Origin of the sequence: Kribbella lupini (assembly GCF_039529595.1) — a bacterium.
Lineage (GTDB): Bacteria > Actinomycetota > Actinomycetes > Propionibacteriales > Kribbellaceae > Kribbella > Kribbella lupini.
The window spans coordinates 595,291-613,028 of sequence record NZ_BAAANC010000004.1; the positions used below are offsets into that span (position 1 = coordinate 595,291).

General features: G+C 71.1%; 18 protein-coding genes. 7 read left to right on the top strand and 11 right to left on the bottom strand.

Going from position 1 to position 17,738, the window contains the following annotated elements:
- The first annotated feature begins 25 nt into the window (after positions 1 to 25).
- The gene (locus tag ABD235_RS35885; protein ID WP_344182711.1) at positions 26 to 1,291 is read left to right on the top strand and encodes a S1 family peptidase; all 1,266 of its coding nucleotides are present in this window, start codon (positions 26 to 28) and stop codon (positions 1,289 to 1,291) included.
- Between the two features lie 55 nt (positions 1,292 to 1,346).
- Here the strand turns inward: ABD235_RS35885 and ABD235_RS35890 are convergent, their stop codons facing one another.
- The 5 genes from ABD235_RS35890 to ABD235_RS35910 all read right to left on the bottom strand — a co-directional run bounded on the left by ABD235_RS35890 (position 1,347) and on the right by ABD235_RS35910 (position 5,232).
- On the bottom strand, positions 1,347 to 1,565 hold the full coding sequence (locus ABD235_RS35890) for a hypothetical protein (protein WP_344182419.1): 219 nt from the start codon (positions 1,563 to 1,565) through the stop codon (positions 1,347 to 1,349).
- A 178-nt stretch (positions 1,566 to 1,743) separates the two neighbouring features.
- Positions 1,744 to 2,268, bottom strand: a complete 525-nt coding sequence (locus tag ABD235_RS35895; protein ID WP_344182421.1) for a hypothetical protein — start codon at positions 2,266 to 2,268, stop codon at positions 1,744 to 1,746.
- A complete protein-coding gene (locus tag ABD235_RS35900; RefSeq protein ID WP_344182423.1) occupies positions 2,265 to 3,686 on the bottom strand; it encodes an aminopeptidase P family protein in 1,422 nt (473 codons plus the stop codon). The genes ABD235_RS35895 and ABD235_RS35900 overlap by 4 nt, the downstream gene beginning before the upstream one ends.
- Positions 3,687 to 3,696: 10 nt before the next feature.
- Entirely contained in the window at positions 3,697 to 4,470 is a 774-nt protein-coding gene (locus tag ABD235_RS35905) for a putative hydro-lyase (protein ID WP_344182424.1), read from the bottom strand.
- Between the two features lie 30 nt (positions 4,471 to 4,500).
- Entirely contained in the window at positions 4,501 to 5,232 is a 732-nt protein-coding gene (locus tag ABD235_RS35910) for a GntR family transcriptional regulator (RefSeq protein ID WP_344182426.1), read from the bottom strand.
- A 126-nt stretch (positions 5,233 to 5,358) separates the two neighbouring features.
- Here ABD235_RS35910 and ABD235_RS35915 point away from each other — a divergent pair, with 126 nt between their 5' ends.
- Genes ABD235_RS35915 through ABD235_RS35935 form a run of 5 tightly spaced genes read left to right on the top strand, consistent with a single transcriptional unit; the run spans position 5,359 to position 10,155 of the window.
- Positions 5,359 to 6,558 carry a hypothetical protein gene (locus ABD235_RS35915; RefSeq protein ID WP_344182428.1) on the top strand — a complete coding sequence of 400 codons (1,200 nt, stop codon included), beginning with the start codon at positions 5,359 to 5,361 and terminating at the stop codon, positions 6,556 to 6,558.
- Positions 6,559 to 6,613: 55 nt separating this feature from the next.
- Entirely contained in the window at positions 6,614 to 7,897 is a 1,284-nt protein-coding gene (locus tag ABD235_RS35920) for an NRAMP family divalent metal transporter (RefSeq protein WP_344182430.1), read from the top strand.
- A gap of 10 nt (positions 7,898 to 7,907) precedes the next feature.
- On the top strand, positions 7,908 to 8,669 hold the full coding sequence (locus ABD235_RS35925) for a LamB/YcsF family protein (RefSeq protein WP_344182432.1): 762 nt from the start codon (positions 7,908 to 7,910) through the stop codon (positions 8,667 to 8,669).
- A complete protein-coding gene (locus tag ABD235_RS35930) occupies positions 8,669 to 9,319 on the top strand; it encodes a 5-oxoprolinase subunit B family protein (RefSeq protein ID WP_344182713.1) in 651 nt (216 codons plus the stop codon). Before ABD235_RS35925 ends, ABD235_RS35930 begins: the two co-directional genes overlap by 1 nt.
- Complete coding sequence (locus ABD235_RS35935; RefSeq protein WP_344182434.1) at positions 9,316 to 10,155, top strand: 5-oxoprolinase subunit C family protein; 840 nt, start codon at positions 9,316 to 9,318, stop codon at positions 10,153 to 10,155. Before ABD235_RS35930 ends, ABD235_RS35935 begins: the two co-directional genes overlap by 4 nt.
- 42 nt (positions 10,156 to 10,197) lie before the next feature.
- Here the strand turns inward: ABD235_RS35935 and ABD235_RS35940 are convergent, their stop codons facing one another.
- The 6 genes from ABD235_RS35940 to ABD235_RS35965 all read right to left on the bottom strand — a co-directional run bounded on the left by ABD235_RS35940 (position 10,198) and on the right by ABD235_RS35965 (position 16,768).
- Positions 10,198 to 11,199 (bottom strand): proline racemase family protein, encoded by a 1,002-nt coding sequence (locus tag ABD235_RS35940; protein WP_344182436.1) that lies wholly within the window; start codon positions 11,197 to 11,199, stop codon positions 10,198 to 10,200.
- A 70-nt stretch (positions 11,200 to 11,269) separates the two neighbouring features.
- Entirely contained in the window at positions 11,270 to 12,172 is a 903-nt protein-coding gene (locus tag ABD235_RS35945; RefSeq protein ID WP_344182438.1) for a dihydrodipicolinate synthase family protein, read from the bottom strand.
- The gene (locus tag ABD235_RS35950) at positions 12,169 to 13,875 is read right to left on the bottom strand and encodes an FAD-dependent oxidoreductase (protein WP_344182439.1); all 1,707 of its coding nucleotides are present in this window, start codon (positions 13,873 to 13,875) and stop codon (positions 12,169 to 12,171) included. The genes ABD235_RS35945 and ABD235_RS35950 overlap by 4 nt, the downstream gene beginning before the upstream one ends.
- Positions 13,872 to 15,020: an NAD(P)/FAD-dependent oxidoreductase gene (locus ABD235_RS35955; protein WP_344182441.1), complete on the bottom strand. Its 1,149-nt coding sequence runs from the start codon at positions 15,018 to 15,020 to the stop codon at positions 13,872 to 13,874. Before ABD235_RS35955 ends, ABD235_RS35950 begins: the two co-directional genes overlap by 4 nt.
- Positions 15,021 to 15,098: 78 nt before the next feature.
- Positions 15,099 to 15,689 carry a helix-turn-helix domain-containing protein gene (locus tag ABD235_RS35960; RefSeq protein ID WP_344182443.1) on the bottom strand — a complete coding sequence of 197 codons (591 nt, stop codon included), beginning with the start codon at positions 15,687 to 15,689 and terminating at the stop codon, positions 15,099 to 15,101.
- 23 nt (positions 15,690 to 15,712) lie between these two features.
- Complete coding sequence (locus tag ABD235_RS35965) at positions 15,713 to 16,768, bottom strand: SDR family oxidoreductase (protein WP_344182445.1); 1,056 nt, start codon at positions 16,766 to 16,768, stop codon at positions 15,713 to 15,715.
- Positions 16,769 to 16,839: 71 nt separating this feature from the next.
- Between ABD235_RS35965 and ABD235_RS35970 the strand changes: the two genes are divergently transcribed.
- The gene (locus tag ABD235_RS35970; RefSeq protein WP_344182447.1) at positions 16,840 to 17,733 is read left to right on the top strand and encodes a LysR family transcriptional regulator; all 894 of its coding nucleotides are present in this window, start codon (positions 16,840 to 16,842) and stop codon (positions 17,731 to 17,733) included.
- Positions 17,734 to 17,738 lie beyond the last annotated feature (5 nt).

Sequence of the window (17,738 nt, forward strand, 5' to 3'; positions counted from 1 at the left end):
CCACCCAGAGGAACCGGATGTGACCATGTCCTTTGTCTCCCCGCCCGACCAGTCCCGTCCCCGGCAGTTCCGCAAGACCCTGGCCGGCGCCGCTCTGGCCCTCGGACTCGGCGCCGCCGCCCTGGCGCCGATCCAGGTCGCCAGCAGCGCGCCGATCTCCGAGCCGACCGACGGCGTGTACGACGTACTCGGCAAGAGCTGGGGTGTCTCGGCGTCCGACGCCAAGCTCCGGCTGGACGCCGAGCAGACCAAGGCCGCCGGACTCGAAGCCGCGCAAGCCCAGCTGGCCAAGGCGTCCCGCGCTGCCAAGGCCGAGCCCGGCCTGGACGGCGCGTTCTTCGACTCGGCCCGGCGCCTGGTCGTGAACGTCCACACCACCCAGGCGGCGGAGACCGCCAAGGCCCACGGTCTGTCCCCGCGCACCGTGGCCCGCGGCGAGAAGGCGCTGACCGCGCTGCAGACCAAGGTCCAGGCGCTGGCCGACAAGTCCGGCTCCGCGCAGGTCCAGTCGATCGGTGCCGACCTGCCGAGCGACACCCTGCAGGTCGTCCTGCAGCCGGGCAAGCAGTCCGCCAAAACCGTTGCTCTGGTCAAGCAGTTGAAGGCGGTCCCCGGCGTCGCCGTGTCGACGAACAGCACCACGCTCGCGATGACCGCCGACGTGATCGGCGGCCAGATCATGGATCTGGTCCCGGGCACGAACTGCTCGCTCGGCTTCCCCGGCACGCTCAGCAACGGCAACAACGTGCTGCTCAGCGCCGGGCACTGCGTCGAGGGCAACCCCGACGTGCTGAACGCGGGCGGCACCCACCTCGGCAAGGGCATCGCCAGCCGGTTCCGCACCGGCCAGCCCAGCGTGGACATGGGCCTGATGGACATCGACTCCGAGGACGTCGGCCGCGGCTACATCGACAACCGCAACGGCACCACCACCCGGGTCACCGGCTCGTCGAAGGCCCCGGTCGGCTCGACGATCTGCAAGGCCGGCAACACCACCGGCTGGACCTGCGGCACGATCACGCAGTACAACCTGACCGTCAACTACGGCGGTGCGGGCGGCAGCGTCACCCGCACCAGCGGTCTCGCCCGGTCGACGGTCTGCACCGAGGGCGGCGACTCCGGCGGCGCGTACATCTCCGGGACCGTCGCGCAGGGCATGACGTCCGGCGGCCCGTCGGACGGTCACGACTGCGGCTTCAACCAGGGCGGCAACGCCACCGGCTCGTACTCGTTCTACCAGCCGGTCGTGGACGCCGCGAACTACTACGGCGTGACGCTGACCCGCGGCTGATCCGCTGAAAAAGATCGAAGCCCCTACCCCTCATCAGGGTGGGGGCTTCGGTCTGTCAGTCCAGCACCCGCAGCAGGAGGTCCCCCCGGTACATCCGGCTCGCCAGCGTCGACAACTGCTCGCAGGCCGTCTCCAGCGCCTGCGCCTGACTCGGGCACCCGTCGACGTACCAGAACGGATCATCGGGCTGCGGATCCTCCGCGTCGTCGATGTCGGCGTACCAGTGCCGGCCGCCCGCACATCCACAGTGCTGTACCCGGACACGCAAATTCATCGTCGTACCCCCCGTGCCTCACTACCCCTGGGTCCCCCCCCGGGTCCCAAGTTCGGGGCCGTCCGGCCGGTGCGTGGCCGCGGCCCCCCACCACCACGCACCGAGCCGAAAGCGACCCTCCCCCGCTAGCTACATCGGAGCCGACCGGCCCGGCGTTACTACCTGTGACCACATTTTTTTAAGTGATCGATTGACTGCTCACCGTGGAGATCCCGGCGACCCTGCGATCCATCAGCAGCAGCACGTACGAGGCCACGACCACAACGGCCGTCACCGCCGCCAGCACGAGGGCCGGCCCGAGGTAGGTGCCCAGCATCAGCGGCGACAGAGCCAGCCCGCTCAGCGTGACAACGACCAGCGCCGACCGCAGCACCCGGGCCCATCGCTCGATCGCCGGCTCACCGCGCCGGCCGGCGACCCGCATCAGCGCCGTACACACCGCGACGGCGACACAGACCAGCGCGACCGCCGAGGCGAACATCGTCGCCAGAGCGCCGAAAGCCAGCTCGGCGACCGCGAACACGGCGCCGAGGAAGGCGAAACCACACGCGATCCGCAGCGCGTTGTCGAGCCTCCACACGGCGCGCAGACCGACGTAGATCAGCGCCCACCCCACCAGGTCGACCAGTACGTCGAAGCCGGACAGGCGGAGGTCGATCAGCACGATCAAGGTCCCTCCGCCGATCCAGCGGAAACCGTTCACCCGCGCTGCGCCTTGACCCACTGCTCCAGGCCGTCCGCGGTGATCGGGAGGGGCTCGGTGAGGATCTCGAGGCGGTCGGAGTGGACCACGACGTTGTCCTCGATGCGGATGCCGATGCCGCGCAGCTCGGGCGGGACGGTCTCGTCGTGGGGGTGGAAGTAGAGGCCGGGCTCGACCGCCAGCGCCATGCCGACCTCGAGGTCGGCGGCGAAGTAGGTCTCGGGTCGGGCGGCGTCGCAGTCGTGGACGTCCAGGCCGATGAAGTGGCCGAGGCCGCAGACGACGTACCGGCGGTGCTGCTGCCCGTCCGGGCCGAGCGCCTCGTCGACCGAGACGTCGACGATGCCCCAGTCCCGCAGCCCCTCGACGAGCACGCGCATCGCCTCGTACTGGAAGGCCCGGTACGGCGCACCCGGCGTCACCGCCCCGAGCGCGGCCAGCTGCGCCTGGTGCACCAGGTCGTACACCTGACGCTGCGGCGCGGTGAACTCACCGGTCGCCGGGAACGTCCGGGTCACGTCGGCGGTGTACAGCGTCCGCGTCTCGACCCCGGCGTCCAGCAGGATCACGTCGCCCTCGCGCACCGCGCCGTCGTTCCGCACCCAGTGCAGCACCGGCGCGTGATTGCCAGCAGCAACGATCGACGCGTAGCCGACCCCGTTGCCCGCCGTCCGAGCGCGCCGGTCGAACGTGCCCTCCAGCCAGCGCTCGCCCCCACCGCGGATCGCCTCCGGGAGCTCCCGGGCAACGTCCGCGAAGCCCTGGACGCTGGCGTCGACCGCCTCGCGCAGCTGGTCGAGCTCCCAGTCGTCCTTGATCCGGCGCAGCTCCGAGATCGTCTGCCGGAGGACGTCGCCGTCGGTCCGCGAGGTCCGCACCAGCGCGTCCAGCATCGGCTCGACGCCGGGCACGGACAGCATGAACGGAACAGCACCCCGTACGGCGGCCGGCAGCTCCTCGATCGGCCGGCACGCGATCTGCAGCGCCTCCGACCAGTCCTTCAGCCCCGGCACCGGCCCGATCCACAGCTCGCCGTCCCGCGCGTTCGCGAAGTAGTCGGGCTCGTCCGGCCCGGCGGTCTCCCGCAGGTAGAGCGTCGCATCGCCGTCCGCCGAGATCACCAGGACGGCACCCTCGGCCTGGCACCCGGTCAGCCAGACGAAGTCGCTGTCGGCCCGGAACCGGTAGTCGGTGTCGTTCGACCGCACCGGCGCCTGCCCGGCCCCGAGCGCGATCCGCCGCCCCGGCAGCGCCGTGCTCAGCTTCCGCCGGTGCTCGGCCGCCGCCTCGGCCAGTCCCTCCGGCAGCACCACCGACCGGTCCACCGGCCCCCAGTTCCGCGGGATCGCGTCCCGGAACCCCTTCGCGTCGATCGGGCGATACGACTTGCGCTGCTCTTCGGTCCGGTCCTCGGTCATGCCTGCTCCCCTACGGCTGTCGAAAGGCGTTGTCCGGCACATCCGTCACGAACATGTGCCCAGGGGCGTGCGTGATCGCGAACGGGGGCCGTGAAGCCATCAACGCAGCTTGGGGCGTCACTCCGCAAGCCCAAAAAACCGGCACATCGCCCGGCGCGATCTCCACCGGATCGCCGAAGTCCGGTACGGCGAGGTCGCGGACACCCAGCGTGGCCGGTTCACCGATGTGCACGGGCGCTCCGTGGACCTGCGGCATCCGCCCGGTCACCTGCACCGCGGTCGCCACCAGCCCGGCCGGGATCGGCCGCATCGACACCACCAGCGGCCCTTCGAGCCGCCCGGCCGGACGGCACTGGGTCGACGTCTTGTACATCGACACGTTCCGCCCCTGCTCGAGGTTCCGCACCGGTACGCCGGCGTCGAGCAGCGCGGTCTCGAAGCTGAAGCTGCAGCCGATCAGGAAGCTGACCAGGTCGTCGCGCCACAGCCCGGTGATCTCGCTCGGCTCGTCGACCAGCTCACCGTCGCGCCAGACCCGGTACCGCGGAAGGTCGGTGCGCAGATCGGCGTCGGGAGCGAGCGTCGTACGGAACGACCCGGCGTCGGTCACGTCGAGCAGCGGCACCGGCTGCGGGTTGCGCTGGCCGAACAGCAGCATGTCGTAGGCCCAGTCGCGCGGCAGGACCACCAGGTTCGCCTGGGTGAATCCGGGCGCGTGGCCGGTCGTCGGCGCGACGAGTCCGTCGCGGTAGCGGGCTCGGGCTTCGGCGGGGGTGGCGGTCATCGGGGCTCCTCCTTGGAGAGGACCCCCAGGTCACGCCCTGGCGCGGAAGGCAGCGAGCAGCGCCGCCTGGGAGTCGAGCAGATAGGCGTTGAGCTCGTCGGCGGCGCGGGTGTACTCGCCGGCTTCGAGCAGTTCGAGCAGTTCACGGTTGCGCGCGATGTACGGCTCGTGCAGCGCCCGCGGCGTCGCGATGACGTGGAAGAGCAGGCGCAGCTCGGCGAGCAGGCGGCCGGTGATCTCGTCCATCCGGGTGCTGCCGGCCAGGCCGACCAGGTGCCGGTGGAAGCGCATGTTCGCCGTACCGACCGAGATCCAGTCCTCGGCCAGGGCCGCGGCCTCGCCGGCGGCGACGTCCTCGCGCAGCGGCTCGAGCCGGTCGGGGTCCAGGCCGTCGAGCGCCCGGACGACGTCGCACTCGAGCACCCGCCGGAGCCGGTACAGGTCGAGCAGGTCGTCCTCGGTGAGGTCGGGGACGAAGACGCCGCGGTGCATCCGGTGCACCAGCAGCCCTTCGTGGGTGAGCAGCCGGAAGGCCTCGCGCAGCGTGTTCCGGCTGACCTGGAGGGCTTCCTTGAGCAGTTCCTCGGACAGCTGGGTCCCGGGCTTGAGAACTCCCTCGGTGATCCGGCGGCGCAGCACGTCGGCGACCCGCTCGGCCGAACTGCTCCGGTCGAAGAGCGCGGCGTCGTCCGCGACGGCCCGCAGCCAGGACGTGTCGGTCCCGGGCTCAGCGGTCGGACGGATCTCGCTGGAACTGGACACCCTCGCATCATCACCCACTCCGGGCCGGGAAGCGAAACCGCGTTGAACGAGAGTCTTGCAGGATTGTTGAACAATCTCTACCTTTGAGGTCACCAGATGTGGATCCGCCGATCGCAGGGAGTCGTCATGTTGCTGACCGTCGAGGAGCAGCGGACGACGCTGAGCCTGCCCGGCCGGACCAGCCCGATCGCCCGCGACTTCATCGAGGCGGCCGGGTTCGAAGGGCTCGTCGACGACTTCGTCGCCAAGCTCGCCGGCCACGCGGGCGTCACCGAAGCCGCCGCGGCCATCCGGACCGCCGGCGCCGCGCTGTGGACGACCGCCGTCGACCGCGCCCAGGGCCGGCTCGTCTCCGGCACCATCGACCCGTACGACGACCGCCCGCTCTACTGGGCCCGCACCTCGATGAGCCGCGCGGTCCGTGAGTGGGAGCCGTCGTTCCCGCTGACCGACCTGCAGCGCCGCGCGATCCTGCGGCAGTTCGACTACGCCTCCCGCGGGATCGACGCCGTGTCGTTCCCCGGCGACAGCGCCAAGCTCCTGGTCAGCGGCTTCGACACCTACAGCCTCGACGACAGCCTGCGGCACTCCAACCCGTCCGGCGCCTCCGCGCTGCAGCTCGACGGCCGGACCCTGCGCACGCCGTACGGCGAAGTGACGATCCGCGCCGTGATCTTCCCGGTGAACTGGTCCGACTTCGACCAGGGCATCGTCGAGGACGCCTTCGGCCCGTGGTTGGTCGGTCCCGAGGACCCGCGGCACCGCGGCGCGATCGACGCGCTGATGACGATCAGCCAGACCCGCCGCGGGCACATGCACATCGAGAAGTGGGCCGGCGGCTTCCGCGGCGGTACGCCGGACAACAACCGCGCGCTCAACTGGGGCCCGATCTCGGCCGCCGCGCTCTGGCCGCAGCCGCAGCCGTCGCCGCAGTTCATCGAGACCACGCTGCCGTACGCCGCGATGATCGCCGCCGGCACCGGCCCGTGGCCGGTCACGCTCAACCCCGGCATCACCGAGTGGCCGGCCGGCACCTTCCCCGACCCCGAGGCCCTCCGTACGACGCCCGACCCGTCCCCGGGCTCGCACGCGGCCAGCGCCCCGGGCAGCAACTACCTGTCGAACGAGTCGATGTACCGGACCAACCGGCTGCGGCTGGGGACCGGTCACCCGAGCATGCCGGGTGGACACCTGCACATCTCGGCCCTGGAGTACCCCACCGATGCGAGTGCACTGACCAGCCCCGAGTTCGAGGCTGACCGCAAGGCTGTCGTGGATCAGACCGTCGCCCTCGTCGAGGCCGCCGGCAAGACCGTCCGGCGGTAGACACCGCCTCCGGTCCCTTCTCTCAACACCCGCTTGCTGAGACCAGGAGACAACCATGGCCAACCCGCCGCTCAAGCCGCCGACCAAACCAGGCTCACGACGCCCGGTCCGCCGCGTCGGCCGCCCCACCTCCGAGTCCGCACCCTCGATGAAGGCCAGCACCCGCTCGACGCTGATCGGGGCCATGTTCCTGATGGCCACCTCGGCCATCGGCCCGGGCTTCATCACCCAGACCACGACTTTCACGGTCCAGCTCGGGGCCGCGTTCGCGTTCGCCATCGCCGCGTCGATCCTGGTCGACATCGCCCTGCAGCTGAACGTCTGGCGGGTGATCGGCGTCTCCGGCCGGCGCGCCCAGGAGCTCGGCAACCTGGTCGCCCCCGGCCTCGGCTGGGCGATGGCCGCGCTGCTGTTCGTCGGCGGCCTGGTCTTCAACATCGGCAACGTCTCCGGCTCCGGCCTGGGCACCGACGCGATGCTCGGGCTGGACCCGAAGCTCGGCGGCGCGCTGTCCGCGCTCGTTGCCATCGGCATCTTCTTGTCGAAGCGGGCCGGGCTGGCGATGGACCGGATCGTGTTCGTGCTCGGCGCGCTGATGATCGTGCTGACGACGTACATCGCGATCACCTCCGGCCCACCGGTCGGCGAGGCGCTCAAGAACGTCGTCCTGCCCGAGCAGGTCGAGTTCCTGGCCATCACCACACTGATCGGCGGCACGATCGGCGGCTACATCGTGTACGCCGGCGCGCACCGCCTGCTCGACTCCGGCATCAGCGGCCCCGAGCACGTCCGCGACATCACCCGCGGCTCGGTGACCGGCATCCTGATCACCGGCGTGATGCGGATCGTGCTGTTCCTGGCGATCCTCGGCGTGGTGGCCGGCGGCACCAAGCTCGACCCGGCCAGCCCAGCCGCGTCGGCGTTCCAGCAGGCGGCCGGCGAGGTCGGGCTGCGGGTCTTCGGGATCGTGCTCTGGGCCGCGGCGATCACGAGCGTGATCGGTGCGTCGTACACGACGGTCTCGTTCATCACGTCGCGGACGAAGACCAGCGACCGGATGAGGACCGCGCTGGTGGTCGGGTTCATCGCCGTCACCACGATCATCTACCTGGCCGTCGGGACCGCGCCGACCACGCTGCTGGTGTTCGCGGGCGCGTTCAACGGCCTGCTGCTGCCGGTCGGGATCGGTGTGCTTCTCTGGGTGGCATGGCGACGCAAGGACCTGCTGAACGGCTACCGCTACCCGGCCTGGCTGCTCGGGATCGGCGGCGCCGCGTGGCTGCTCACCATCTACCTGGCCGTGCGCTCCGTCCGTCCGGTCATCGACCTGTTCAACTAGGAGGTTCGCGATGAGCACCGTCGACCTGAACGCCGACCTCGGCGAGGGCTTCGGCCCCTGGGCGATGGGCGACGACAACGCCCTGCTCGACGTCGTCACCAGCGCCAACGTCGCCTGCGGGTTCCACGCCGGCGACCCGTCGATCATGCGGGCGGTCTGCCGCCGGGCCGCCGACCGCGACGTCGCGATCGGGGCGCACGTCGGGTACGCCGACAAGCCCGGCTTCGGCCGGCGGTTCATCGACATCGAGCCCGCGGCGCTGCGGGACGAGGTGCTGTACCAGATCGCCGCGCTGGACGCCTTCGCCCGCGTGGCCGGGTCGGAGGTCGCGTACGTGAAACCGCACGGCGCGCTCTACAACACGATCGGGCACCACGAGGAGCAGGCCGCGGCAGTCGTCGCGGCGGTCGCGGACTACGACCGGGCGCTGCCGGTACTCGGGCTGCCGGGCGCGGTCTGGCTCAAGCTGGCCGAGGAGGCCGGGCTGACCGTCGTCCACGAGGCGTTCGCCGATCGGGCGTACTCGCCGGACGGCACGCTGGTCTCCCGGCGGGAGCCTGGGTCGGTGCTGCACGACGGGCGCGAGATCGCGCGGCGCTGCGTGGCGATGGCGACCGGGGCGCCGATCAAGGACGTCAAGGGCGGCGAGCTTCGACTGCAGCCCGGCTCGATCTGCTTGCACGGGGACACGCCTGGCGCGGTACAGATCGCCCAGCGGGTCCGCAAGGCCCTGGCCGACGCCGGGGTCGAGCTGACTCCTTTTGCGGCGTGATGCGCGTACTTCCCTGCGGTAGCTGTGCACTGCTGGTCGAGCTGGAAGATCTCGACCAGGTCCTCGGGTACTACGCGGCGCTGCGCGCCGACCCGCCGGCCGGTGTCGTCGACATCGTGCCGGCGGGCCGGACGGTGATGGTGACCGTCGACAACGCCGACCTCTCGACCCTGGAACGCACGTTGCTCAACACCACCCCTCTCCAGGACCGCCGGACCGGCGGCGACCTGGTCGAGATCCCCGTCGTGTACGACGGCGAGGACCTCGCCGACGTCGCCAAGCTGCTGTCCTGCTCGGTCGAGGAGGTCGTCCGTCGCCACACCTCCGAGGAGTGGACGGTCGCCTTCTGCGGCTTCGCGCCGGGCTTCGGCTACCTCACCGGCGAATCGTCCTGGGACATCCCTCGCCGCTCGTCGCCGCGCACCAAGGTCCCGGCCGGCTCGGTCGCGCTGGCCGGGGAGTTCAGCGGGGTCTACCCGCGTGAGTCGCCCGGCGGGTGGCAGTTGATCGGCCGCACGGAGGTCGCCGTCTTCGACCTCGACCGAGACCCGACCGCGCTGCTGAGCCCCGGCCGCCGCGTACGTTTCGTCAATGCCACCCCCGCCCCTCCTTCCGTCGCCGATCCCGGCTCTCCAGGGCGCCGCGGATGACCGCCCGCTTCGAGGTCCTGGCAACAGGCCCACTCACCACCATCCAGGACTCCGGCCGCCCGGGCCAGGCCGCGCTCGGGATCGGGCGTTCCGGCGCGTGCGACCGTACGTCGTACCAGCTCGCGAACCGCCTGGTCGGCAACCACCCGGACGCCGCCGCCCTGGAGGTCACCTTCGGCGGACTGCAACTGATCGCCGAGGCCGATCTCGTCTACGCCGTCACCGGGGCACCGTGCTCGAATGTCCCACTCAATGCCCCGGCCCTGCTCCGCAAGGGCGAGGTCCTCCAGCTCGGCACCCCACGCACCGGCCTGCGCACGTACGTCGCCTTCCGCGGTGGTCTCGACGTCGACCCGGTCCTCGGCTCCCGCTCGACCGACCTGCTCTCCGGCCTCGGCCCGGCGCCGGTCGCCGCCGGCGACGTACTTGCCCTCGGCAAGGATCATGGCCCGATGCCCGGCGTCGACCTCGCCCCGGTCGCGGACCCTCCGGGTGGCGAGGTGGTGGTCCAGGTCTTGCCGGGCCCACGCCGCGACTGGTTCACCGACGCCGGCTGGCAGTCGCTGACCGGCCAGTCGTACACGGTGAGCAGCAACAGCAACCGCATCGGCGTACGCCTGGAGGGTGAGCCCCTCGAACGAGCCCGGGACGGCGAGCTCCCCAGCGAGGGCATGGAGCTCGGCGCCCTCCAGATCCCGCCGTCCGGCCTCCCGGTCCTGTTCCTCGCCGACCACCCGGTCACCGGCGGGTACCCGGTGATCGGCTACGTAGCCGCCTCAGACCTCGACCTCTGCGCCCAGGTCCGCCCGGGCCAGTCCCTGCGTTTCCGCCCTTAGGAGGACGAAGCCCGGCCCCGCCCTCTTCTCTTTCTTCTCTTCTCAGAGGACGAAGCCGGTCGGGAACGGATCCGTCGGGTCCAGCAAGTAGTTCCCCATCCCCGTGATCCACGCCCGCCCACGCACGGTCGGCACCACCCCCGGCAGCCCACCGACGGTCGTTGTCGCCAGCAACTTTCCTGTGAAGCTCGTTCCAATGAACGACTCGTTCACGAACTCCTGCCCCAGCTCCAGCTCACCCCGGGCATGCAACTGCGCCATCCGCGCACACGTCCCCGTCCCACACGGCGACCGGTCGAACCACCCCGGGTGGATCGCCATCGCGTTCCGCGAGTCGCTCCCGTTCCGTCCGGGCGCGGTGAACTGCACGTGCTTGCACCCCGAGATCCCCGGGTCCTCCGGATGCACCGGCCGGTCGGTCTCGTTGATCGCCGCCATGATGTCCAGCCCGGCCTGCAGGATCCGGTCCTTCTCCGACCGGTCGAACGGGATCCCGAGCTGCTCCAGCGGCAGGATCGCGTAGAAGTTCCCGCCGTACGCCAGGTCGTAGGTGACCGTCCCGAGCCCCTTCACCTCCACCGAGGCGTCCAGAGCGTGCGAGTACGCCGGGACGTTCTGCAGCGTGACGTGCTCGGCCCGGCCGTCCTTCACCGCGACGTCGACCACCACCAGCCCGGCCGGCGTGTCCAGCCGGACCTGCGTCAGCGGCTCGCTGACCGGGACCATGCCGGACTCGACCAGCACGGTCGCCACTCCGATCGTCCCGTGCCCGCACATCGGCAGGCAGCCGGACACCTCGATGTAGAGCACGCCCCAGTCCGCGTCCGGCCGGGTCGGCGGCTGCAGGATCGCGCCGCTCATCGCCGAGTGACCGCGCGGCTCGTTCATCAGGAACAGCCGCAGGTCGTCGTCGTGCGCCATGAAGTACTGGCGCCGTTCCTCCATCGTCGCGCCCGGGATCACCCCGACCCCGCCGGTGATCACCCGGGTCGGCATGCCCTCGGTGTGCGAGTCGATCGCGCTGAGCGTACGAACGGACCTCATTGCGGCAACCTCTCGATCGGCGTTTCCCCACCGCGGGTGGCGGCGTACGAGTCCAGCATGCGTCGTCGGCTCAACCGAGCGACTCGACGGCCCGCTTCATGTCCTGCTCGAGCTGCGCGACGTGCTCGGGGACGAGCGGGCCGCGCGGCGGGCGGCAGGGGCCGCCGTACCGGCCGACGTAGTCCATCGCCCACTTGATCGCCTGGACGAACTCGACCCGCGAGTCCCACCGGAACGACGCCACCAGCGGCTCGTACAGCGCGCGGGCCTCGTCGAGCTTGCCCTCGAGCGCCAGGTCGAACAGGCGTACCGACTCGGCCGGGAACACGTTCGGGAACCCGGCGAACCACCCGGTCGCGCCCATCAGCAGCGCCTCCAGCGTCAGGTCGTCGGCGCCCGCGACGACGGTCAGCTCCGGCGCCTTCTCGCGGATCTCCAGGATCCGCCGGACGTCGCCGGAGAACTCCTTCACCGCGACGATGTTCTCGATCTGCGCGATCTCGGCCAGCAGGTCCGGCGTCAGGTCGACCTTCGTGTCGAGCGGGTTGTTGTAGACCATCACCGGCAGGCCGGCCTTCGCGACCTCGCCGAAGTGGTGCAGGACCTCGCCGCGGTTGGCGCGGTACATCGTCGGCGGCAGGCACAGTACGCCGTGCGCGCCGTCCTCGGCCGCCTTCTCGGCCCAGCCGCGGGCCTGGTGCGCGCCGACGCCGTGCACGCCGACGACCACGATCCCGTCGTCACCGACCGCCTCGATCGCGGTCCGCGCGACGGCCCGCCGCTCGTCGTCGGTCAGCGACGAGTACTCCCCCAGCGACCCGTTCGGGCCGACGCCGCGGCAGCCGTTCTCGATCACCCAGCGGCAGTGCTCGGCGTACTTGTCCAGGTCCGGCCGCAGTCCCGCCGGCGCGCTCGCGTCCCCGGCGTACGGCAGCGCGGTCGCCACGATCACGCCATCCAGCTTCTCGCTCACAGTTCCTCCTCGTTGGCCAGATCGCCGAGCCGTACCGGCACGGCGATCGGTCGCTTGTGGTCAGCCGGCCCAGCACCGGTCAGACAGGCCGCGTTCCGCGAACACACCCGCCCCTGGCACAACCCGAGCCCCACCCGGCCGGCCAGCTTCAAACTCCGCCCCGTTTCCAGTTCCCGGACGTCGGCCGTCCGCGCGAGGTCCCCCCGTGAGACCTCTTCACACCGGCAGACCAGGGTCTGGTCGTCACTCCACTCGCGCCACCCGTCGCGCACCGGGTACGCCGCGGCCAGGGCATGGGCAAACCGCTTGCCCTTGGCAACTTCATCCAACGACTTCTGTCCTACGACTCTTCCAGCGGCAGCCGCACCCGCGACGCGTCCTTCAGCCGAAGCCAGGTCCGCGCCACCGATCCCGGTGATCTCCCCCGCCGCATACACCCCCGGCGAGGTCGTCTCCTGCCGCGCATCCACCACCACGGCCGACCCATCTTCAGTCAGCGCACACCCAGCGCCGACCGCCAGCTCGAGCTGAGCCGTGAACCCGTACCCCACACAGACTGCATCGACCTCGAGCTGCTCCTCAGCCCCGGCAATCGGCCGCCACTCAGCATCCAGCCTCGCCACCGTGACCGCCTCAACCCGGCCGTCCCCGTGCGCCGCAACGACCGCCCTGCCGTGCTGAAGCCGGATCCCCCGGCGCGCCAGCACTCCGCCGTACCCAACAGCCTCCCGAACCTTGCCCCGGGCAACCATTGGATCGCTCATCCATCCCCGGGCTACGGTCCGCAACGCGTTCGCCTCGTACAGACCGACAACCTCGGCTCCGACCCCCAGCAACGCCTCCGCCACCGGCAGCAAGAACGGCCCGGTCCCGGCGAGAACCACCCGCTGCCCCACAGCGATCCGCTGCCCCTTGGCCAACGCCTGCGCCGCTCCCGCGCTGTAAACCCCCGGCAGCTCCCATCCCTTGAACGGCAGCACCCGATCGAACGCCCCCGGCGCCAGCACGATCGCGCCCGCCTCCACAGCCTCGACCCGCCGCCCCACAGCGTCGGCCGGCCCGCGCTGCACCCACAACCGCTTCCCCTCGATCGCGAACACCGAGGTCTCCGCAAGATGCGTCACCCGATGATGCCGAGCCACCCGATCCCGCAGCTGAACGAACTTCCCCCACCCGTGCTGCAACCGCCCCGGCCGCTCGGCCGCGAACTCCTCCGGCAGCTGCCGATGGAACTGCCCGCCGACACTCCGCCCGGCATCGACCAACCCGACCGACACGCCCGCCTCAGCGGCGGCCAACGCAGCATTCAACCCAGCAGGCCCCGCCCCCACCACAACAACGTCGTACGCCGTCCTGCCGACGGCAACACTCTTTTTCTGCTCATCAGAAGAAGGCAACATCGCCCCCACCTGAGTGCTGATCTCGTCCCCCGCAGAAACCGTCCGCTGACAAGCCCGTACGTCGGGCGTCCCGTTCACCACCACCAGGCAGTCGAAGCACGCGCCGATCCCGCAGAACACCCCGCGCGGCCTCTCCGCGCCCCGCGTCGTCCGCCAGGACTCCCGCCCGGTCGCCATCAACGCGGCGGCCACCGTCTGCCCCGGCAGCGCGTCCACGCGCTCGCCGTCGACCGTGATCTCCACCGCCGGACCGAACCGCGGCTCGGCCGGATCCCCTTCCGCGGATCGCAGGTACGGGCTCACGACACCCCCACGACAGCCGGCCGATCCACGCGGAACGGCGATGGGTCCAGATGCGGCGGTACGCCGATGAACAGCTCGGTCAGCAGCCGCCCGGTCGCCGGCGCCAGTCCGATCCCGGCGCCCTCGTGCCCGGTCGCGTGCCACAACCCCGGCACCCGCGGATCCGGCCCGATCACCGGCAGGTGATCCGGCGCGTACGGCCGGAACCCGCCGTACGTGCGCATCACCGGGACGTCGGCCAGGAACGGGAAGATCCCGACCGCCTTCCGCGCGAGCTCCTGCAGGACGTGCACCTTGACCGCGTCGTCGAACCCGATCCGCTCGCGGCTCGACCCGATCAGGACGGTCCCGGCCCGCGTGGACTCGACCACCGTCGAGGTCTGCAGCTCGGCGTCACCGCTCCCGACCGCGCCGACGTAGTCCGCGTCGTACACCTTGTGCCGCACGCACTCGGGCAGCGGAGCGGTGACCAGGATCATCCCGCGCCGCGGCAGGATCTCGATCGGCCCGCCGGCCGCCGCTCCGAACGCACCGGCCCACGGCCCGCAGGCGTTGACCACGGCATCACACTCGATCAAGCCGTCGTCGGTCTCGACGCCGACCACCCGCCCGGCCTTCTGCCGTACGGCGATCGCCGTCACCCCGGCCCGGACGACACCACCGCGAGCCCGTACGGCGGCCAGCAAAGCCGTTGCCAACAGCACCGGTTGCACCTGGGCGTCGTCGGGGTAGTAGACGCCCGTCGTCACCGCCCGAGTCAGCAGCGGCTCCAACTCGAACGCCTCCGCCGGGCTGATCACCCGAGCGTCGACGCCCGCCTCACGCTGCGTCCTCGCGAACTTCTCCAGCGGCTCCGGATCGCCGGTCGCGACGACCAGACCACCCTTCGCCTCCCACTCGACGTCGGCGACCTGCTCCGGCAGCCGTCCGAGCACCACGCCGAACTCCCGTCGCGACGCGACGGCCAGCGTCAGCTCAGGGCCCGGTTCCTTGTCCGAGACCAGCACGTTGCCCTCGCCGGACGCGGTCGTCCCGCCGGCCGGCGTCCCCCGATCGAGCACCATCACGTCGACCCCGGCCGCCGACAGCGCCTCGGCACAGGCGGCACCGATCACCCCTGCCCCGACCACCACCACGTCCGGCATCCATCGACCCCATCGCCTCGGCGTTCACTTTAATGAACGATTCGAGAGTACGACGCGAGCTCACAGAGGTCAATGCGTTCAGTCCGTGTGCAGCGACTCCAGCACAACCGGGGTCGTGTCCGGCGGGTACTCCAGCAGCAGCACCGACCGCACCTCGCCGTCGAGCGCCTCGTACTCGTGCGGTCCGTTCGCCCGAAAGGCCAAGTAGTCCCCCGGCCCGAGCTCCTGACTCCGGTCCCGCGCGGTGATCCGCACCCGGCCGGTCAGGATCACGTGGTGCTCGGTCCCCGGATGCCCGCTCGAGTGCTGCACCTCGCCCGGCCGGATCCGCTGGTCGTACACCTCGAACAGGCTGCCCGGACTCTCCAGCCGCCGCAGCATCCGCAGTTCCACCGCCGCGCCGCTCAGCGCCTCGACGTCCTCCGACCGCACGAGCACCAGGTCCGACGCCGGCGGCTCACTCAGCAGCGCCGACACCGGCACCCCCAAAGCGTTCGACAGACTGAACACCGTCTCGATCGTCGGGTTGCCCGCCCCGGACTCCAGCTGCGACAACGTGCCCTTCGCGATCCCCGACCGCCGGGCCAGTTCCGACAGCGAGATCCCCTGCTCGTCGCGCCGCGCGCGCAGGTTCACCCCGAGCACGCGACCCGCTCCCTGACCAGCCATGACCCGGAGCATGCCACACCTGTCTACGGGATGACGCGCGCCTTCCGCAGGTCCTCGAACAGCCGGTAGAACATCTGCTCGGTCTCGACGTACTCGTGGAACCCGGCCCGCCGCGCCTTCGAGGAGTCCGCGAAGAAGTCGTAGTCCCACCCGAACACGAAGTCCGCGAACCCCCACGACGACACGTCCGCGTACGGCGTACCGGCCAGGCCGTGCTCGGCCTGCATCCGGTCCCACAGCGCTTCCTTGTCCGCCATCGCGTCCTGCAGCGGCATCGGCAGCGGCGGCGCCACCGGCAGGTCGAACCACGCGGCGAGCTTCGGCCACAGCTCGTTCCAGCGGAACAGGTCGCCGTTCGTGATGTTGAACGCCTGGTTCGCGGCCCGCGGTTCGGTCGCCGCCCAGACCGTTGCCTTGGCCAACAAGCCGGCGTCGGTCAGCTCCAGCAGCGCGTCGTACGCGCCCGGCTTGCCGGGGAACCGCAGCGGGACGCCGAGCTCCTTCGAGATCGACGCGTAGACGGCGATCGCGACCGCCAGGTTCATCGGGTTGCCCAGCGCCGTCCCGCCGACCACCGAGGGCCGCAGCGCCGACCAGGTCCACGCCTTGCCGCGCTGACGCTCGACCAGGAAGTCCTGCTGGTCCACGTTGAACTCCGGCGGCAGGTGCGGCGGATCGTCCTCCCGGGCCGGCGTCTTGAACGGCCCGAGATGCGCGCCGTACACCTTGTAGCCCTGCATCAGGCTCACGTGCCGCAGTCCCGCGGCGACCGGCTCGATCGCGTCGACCACGTTGGTCAGCATCGCCAGGTTCGGCGCGACCAGCTCGGCCCAGGTCGGGCGTTCCTGGTACGCCGCGTAGAAGACGTGCGTCACCTCGGTGAGCCCCGCCAGCTTCGCCCGGCTGTCCTCCGCGTCGAGCAGATCCACGGCGACGTGCCGTACGCCGTCCTGGTCCTCGCCGCCGCGCCGGGAAACCCCGATGACTTCCCAGTCAGGCAGGTCGTGGAGGTGCTCCACCAGGTTGCTGCCGATCACTCCACGGGCGCCCACCACGAGCGCGACCTTGTTCTCCGTCATATCCCCAGCATGTGGGCGAACCTGTGGATAAGTCCAAGGCATCCTTTTCACAATGTGCATAAACTCTGTGCATGGCGACGCTCCGGCAGTTGGAGTACCTCGTGACGGTCGTCGACGAGGGCTCCTTCACGCGGGCCGCCGAGCTGCTGCACGTCACCCAGCCCGCTCTGTCCCACCAGATCCGCGCCCTGGAGCGATCGGCCGGCGGCCCGCTGCTGGAGCGCCTCCCCAAGAACCTGCGCCTGACGCCCACCGGCCGCGCGATGCTGCCGCACGCCCGCGCCGCACTCGCCGACGCCGAACGTGCCCGCTGCGCCGCCCGCCAGGTCGCCGGCCTCGAAGCCGGCGAGCTGCAGATCGCGACGCTCTACTCGATCAGCCTCGGCATCCTGCCCCCGGCGCTGAAGGCCTGGCGCCGCAAGTACCCGGACGTCGGCATCCGCCTGTACGAGCACCGCCACACCGCGGAGCTCACCGAAGCGATGACCACCGGCCAGGCCGACGTGGCCATCGGCCCGGCTCCCCCGACCTGGGCGCAGGCGCCGCAGGTCCTGGGCATCGAGGAGTTCGTGGTCGTCGTTGCGCTCGACGATCCGCTGGCCGGCCGATCCGACATCTCCTTGAACGACCTGGCCGACCGCGCGTGGGTTCACTACACGCCCGGCCACGGCCTCGCGGATCTGCTCGACCAGGCGTGCGCCCAAGCCGGTTTCCAACCGCGCGTCGCCGTTCGTACCGAGCAGACCGCCGCCGCACCGGCGCTCGCGGCCGCCGGTCTCGGCCCGGCGCTGGTCCCCGCCAACATCCTTCCGGCCGGCTTCGACGGCCACGTCCTCCGCGTCGCCCCACCCATCTGCCGCCCGCTCACGGCGTACACGCGCGGCACGCCCGACCCGCTCACCACCGCGTTCCTCGAGGTCCTCGCCGCGACCTGGCCCGACATCCCGGGCACCCAGCCCGCCTGAGCTTC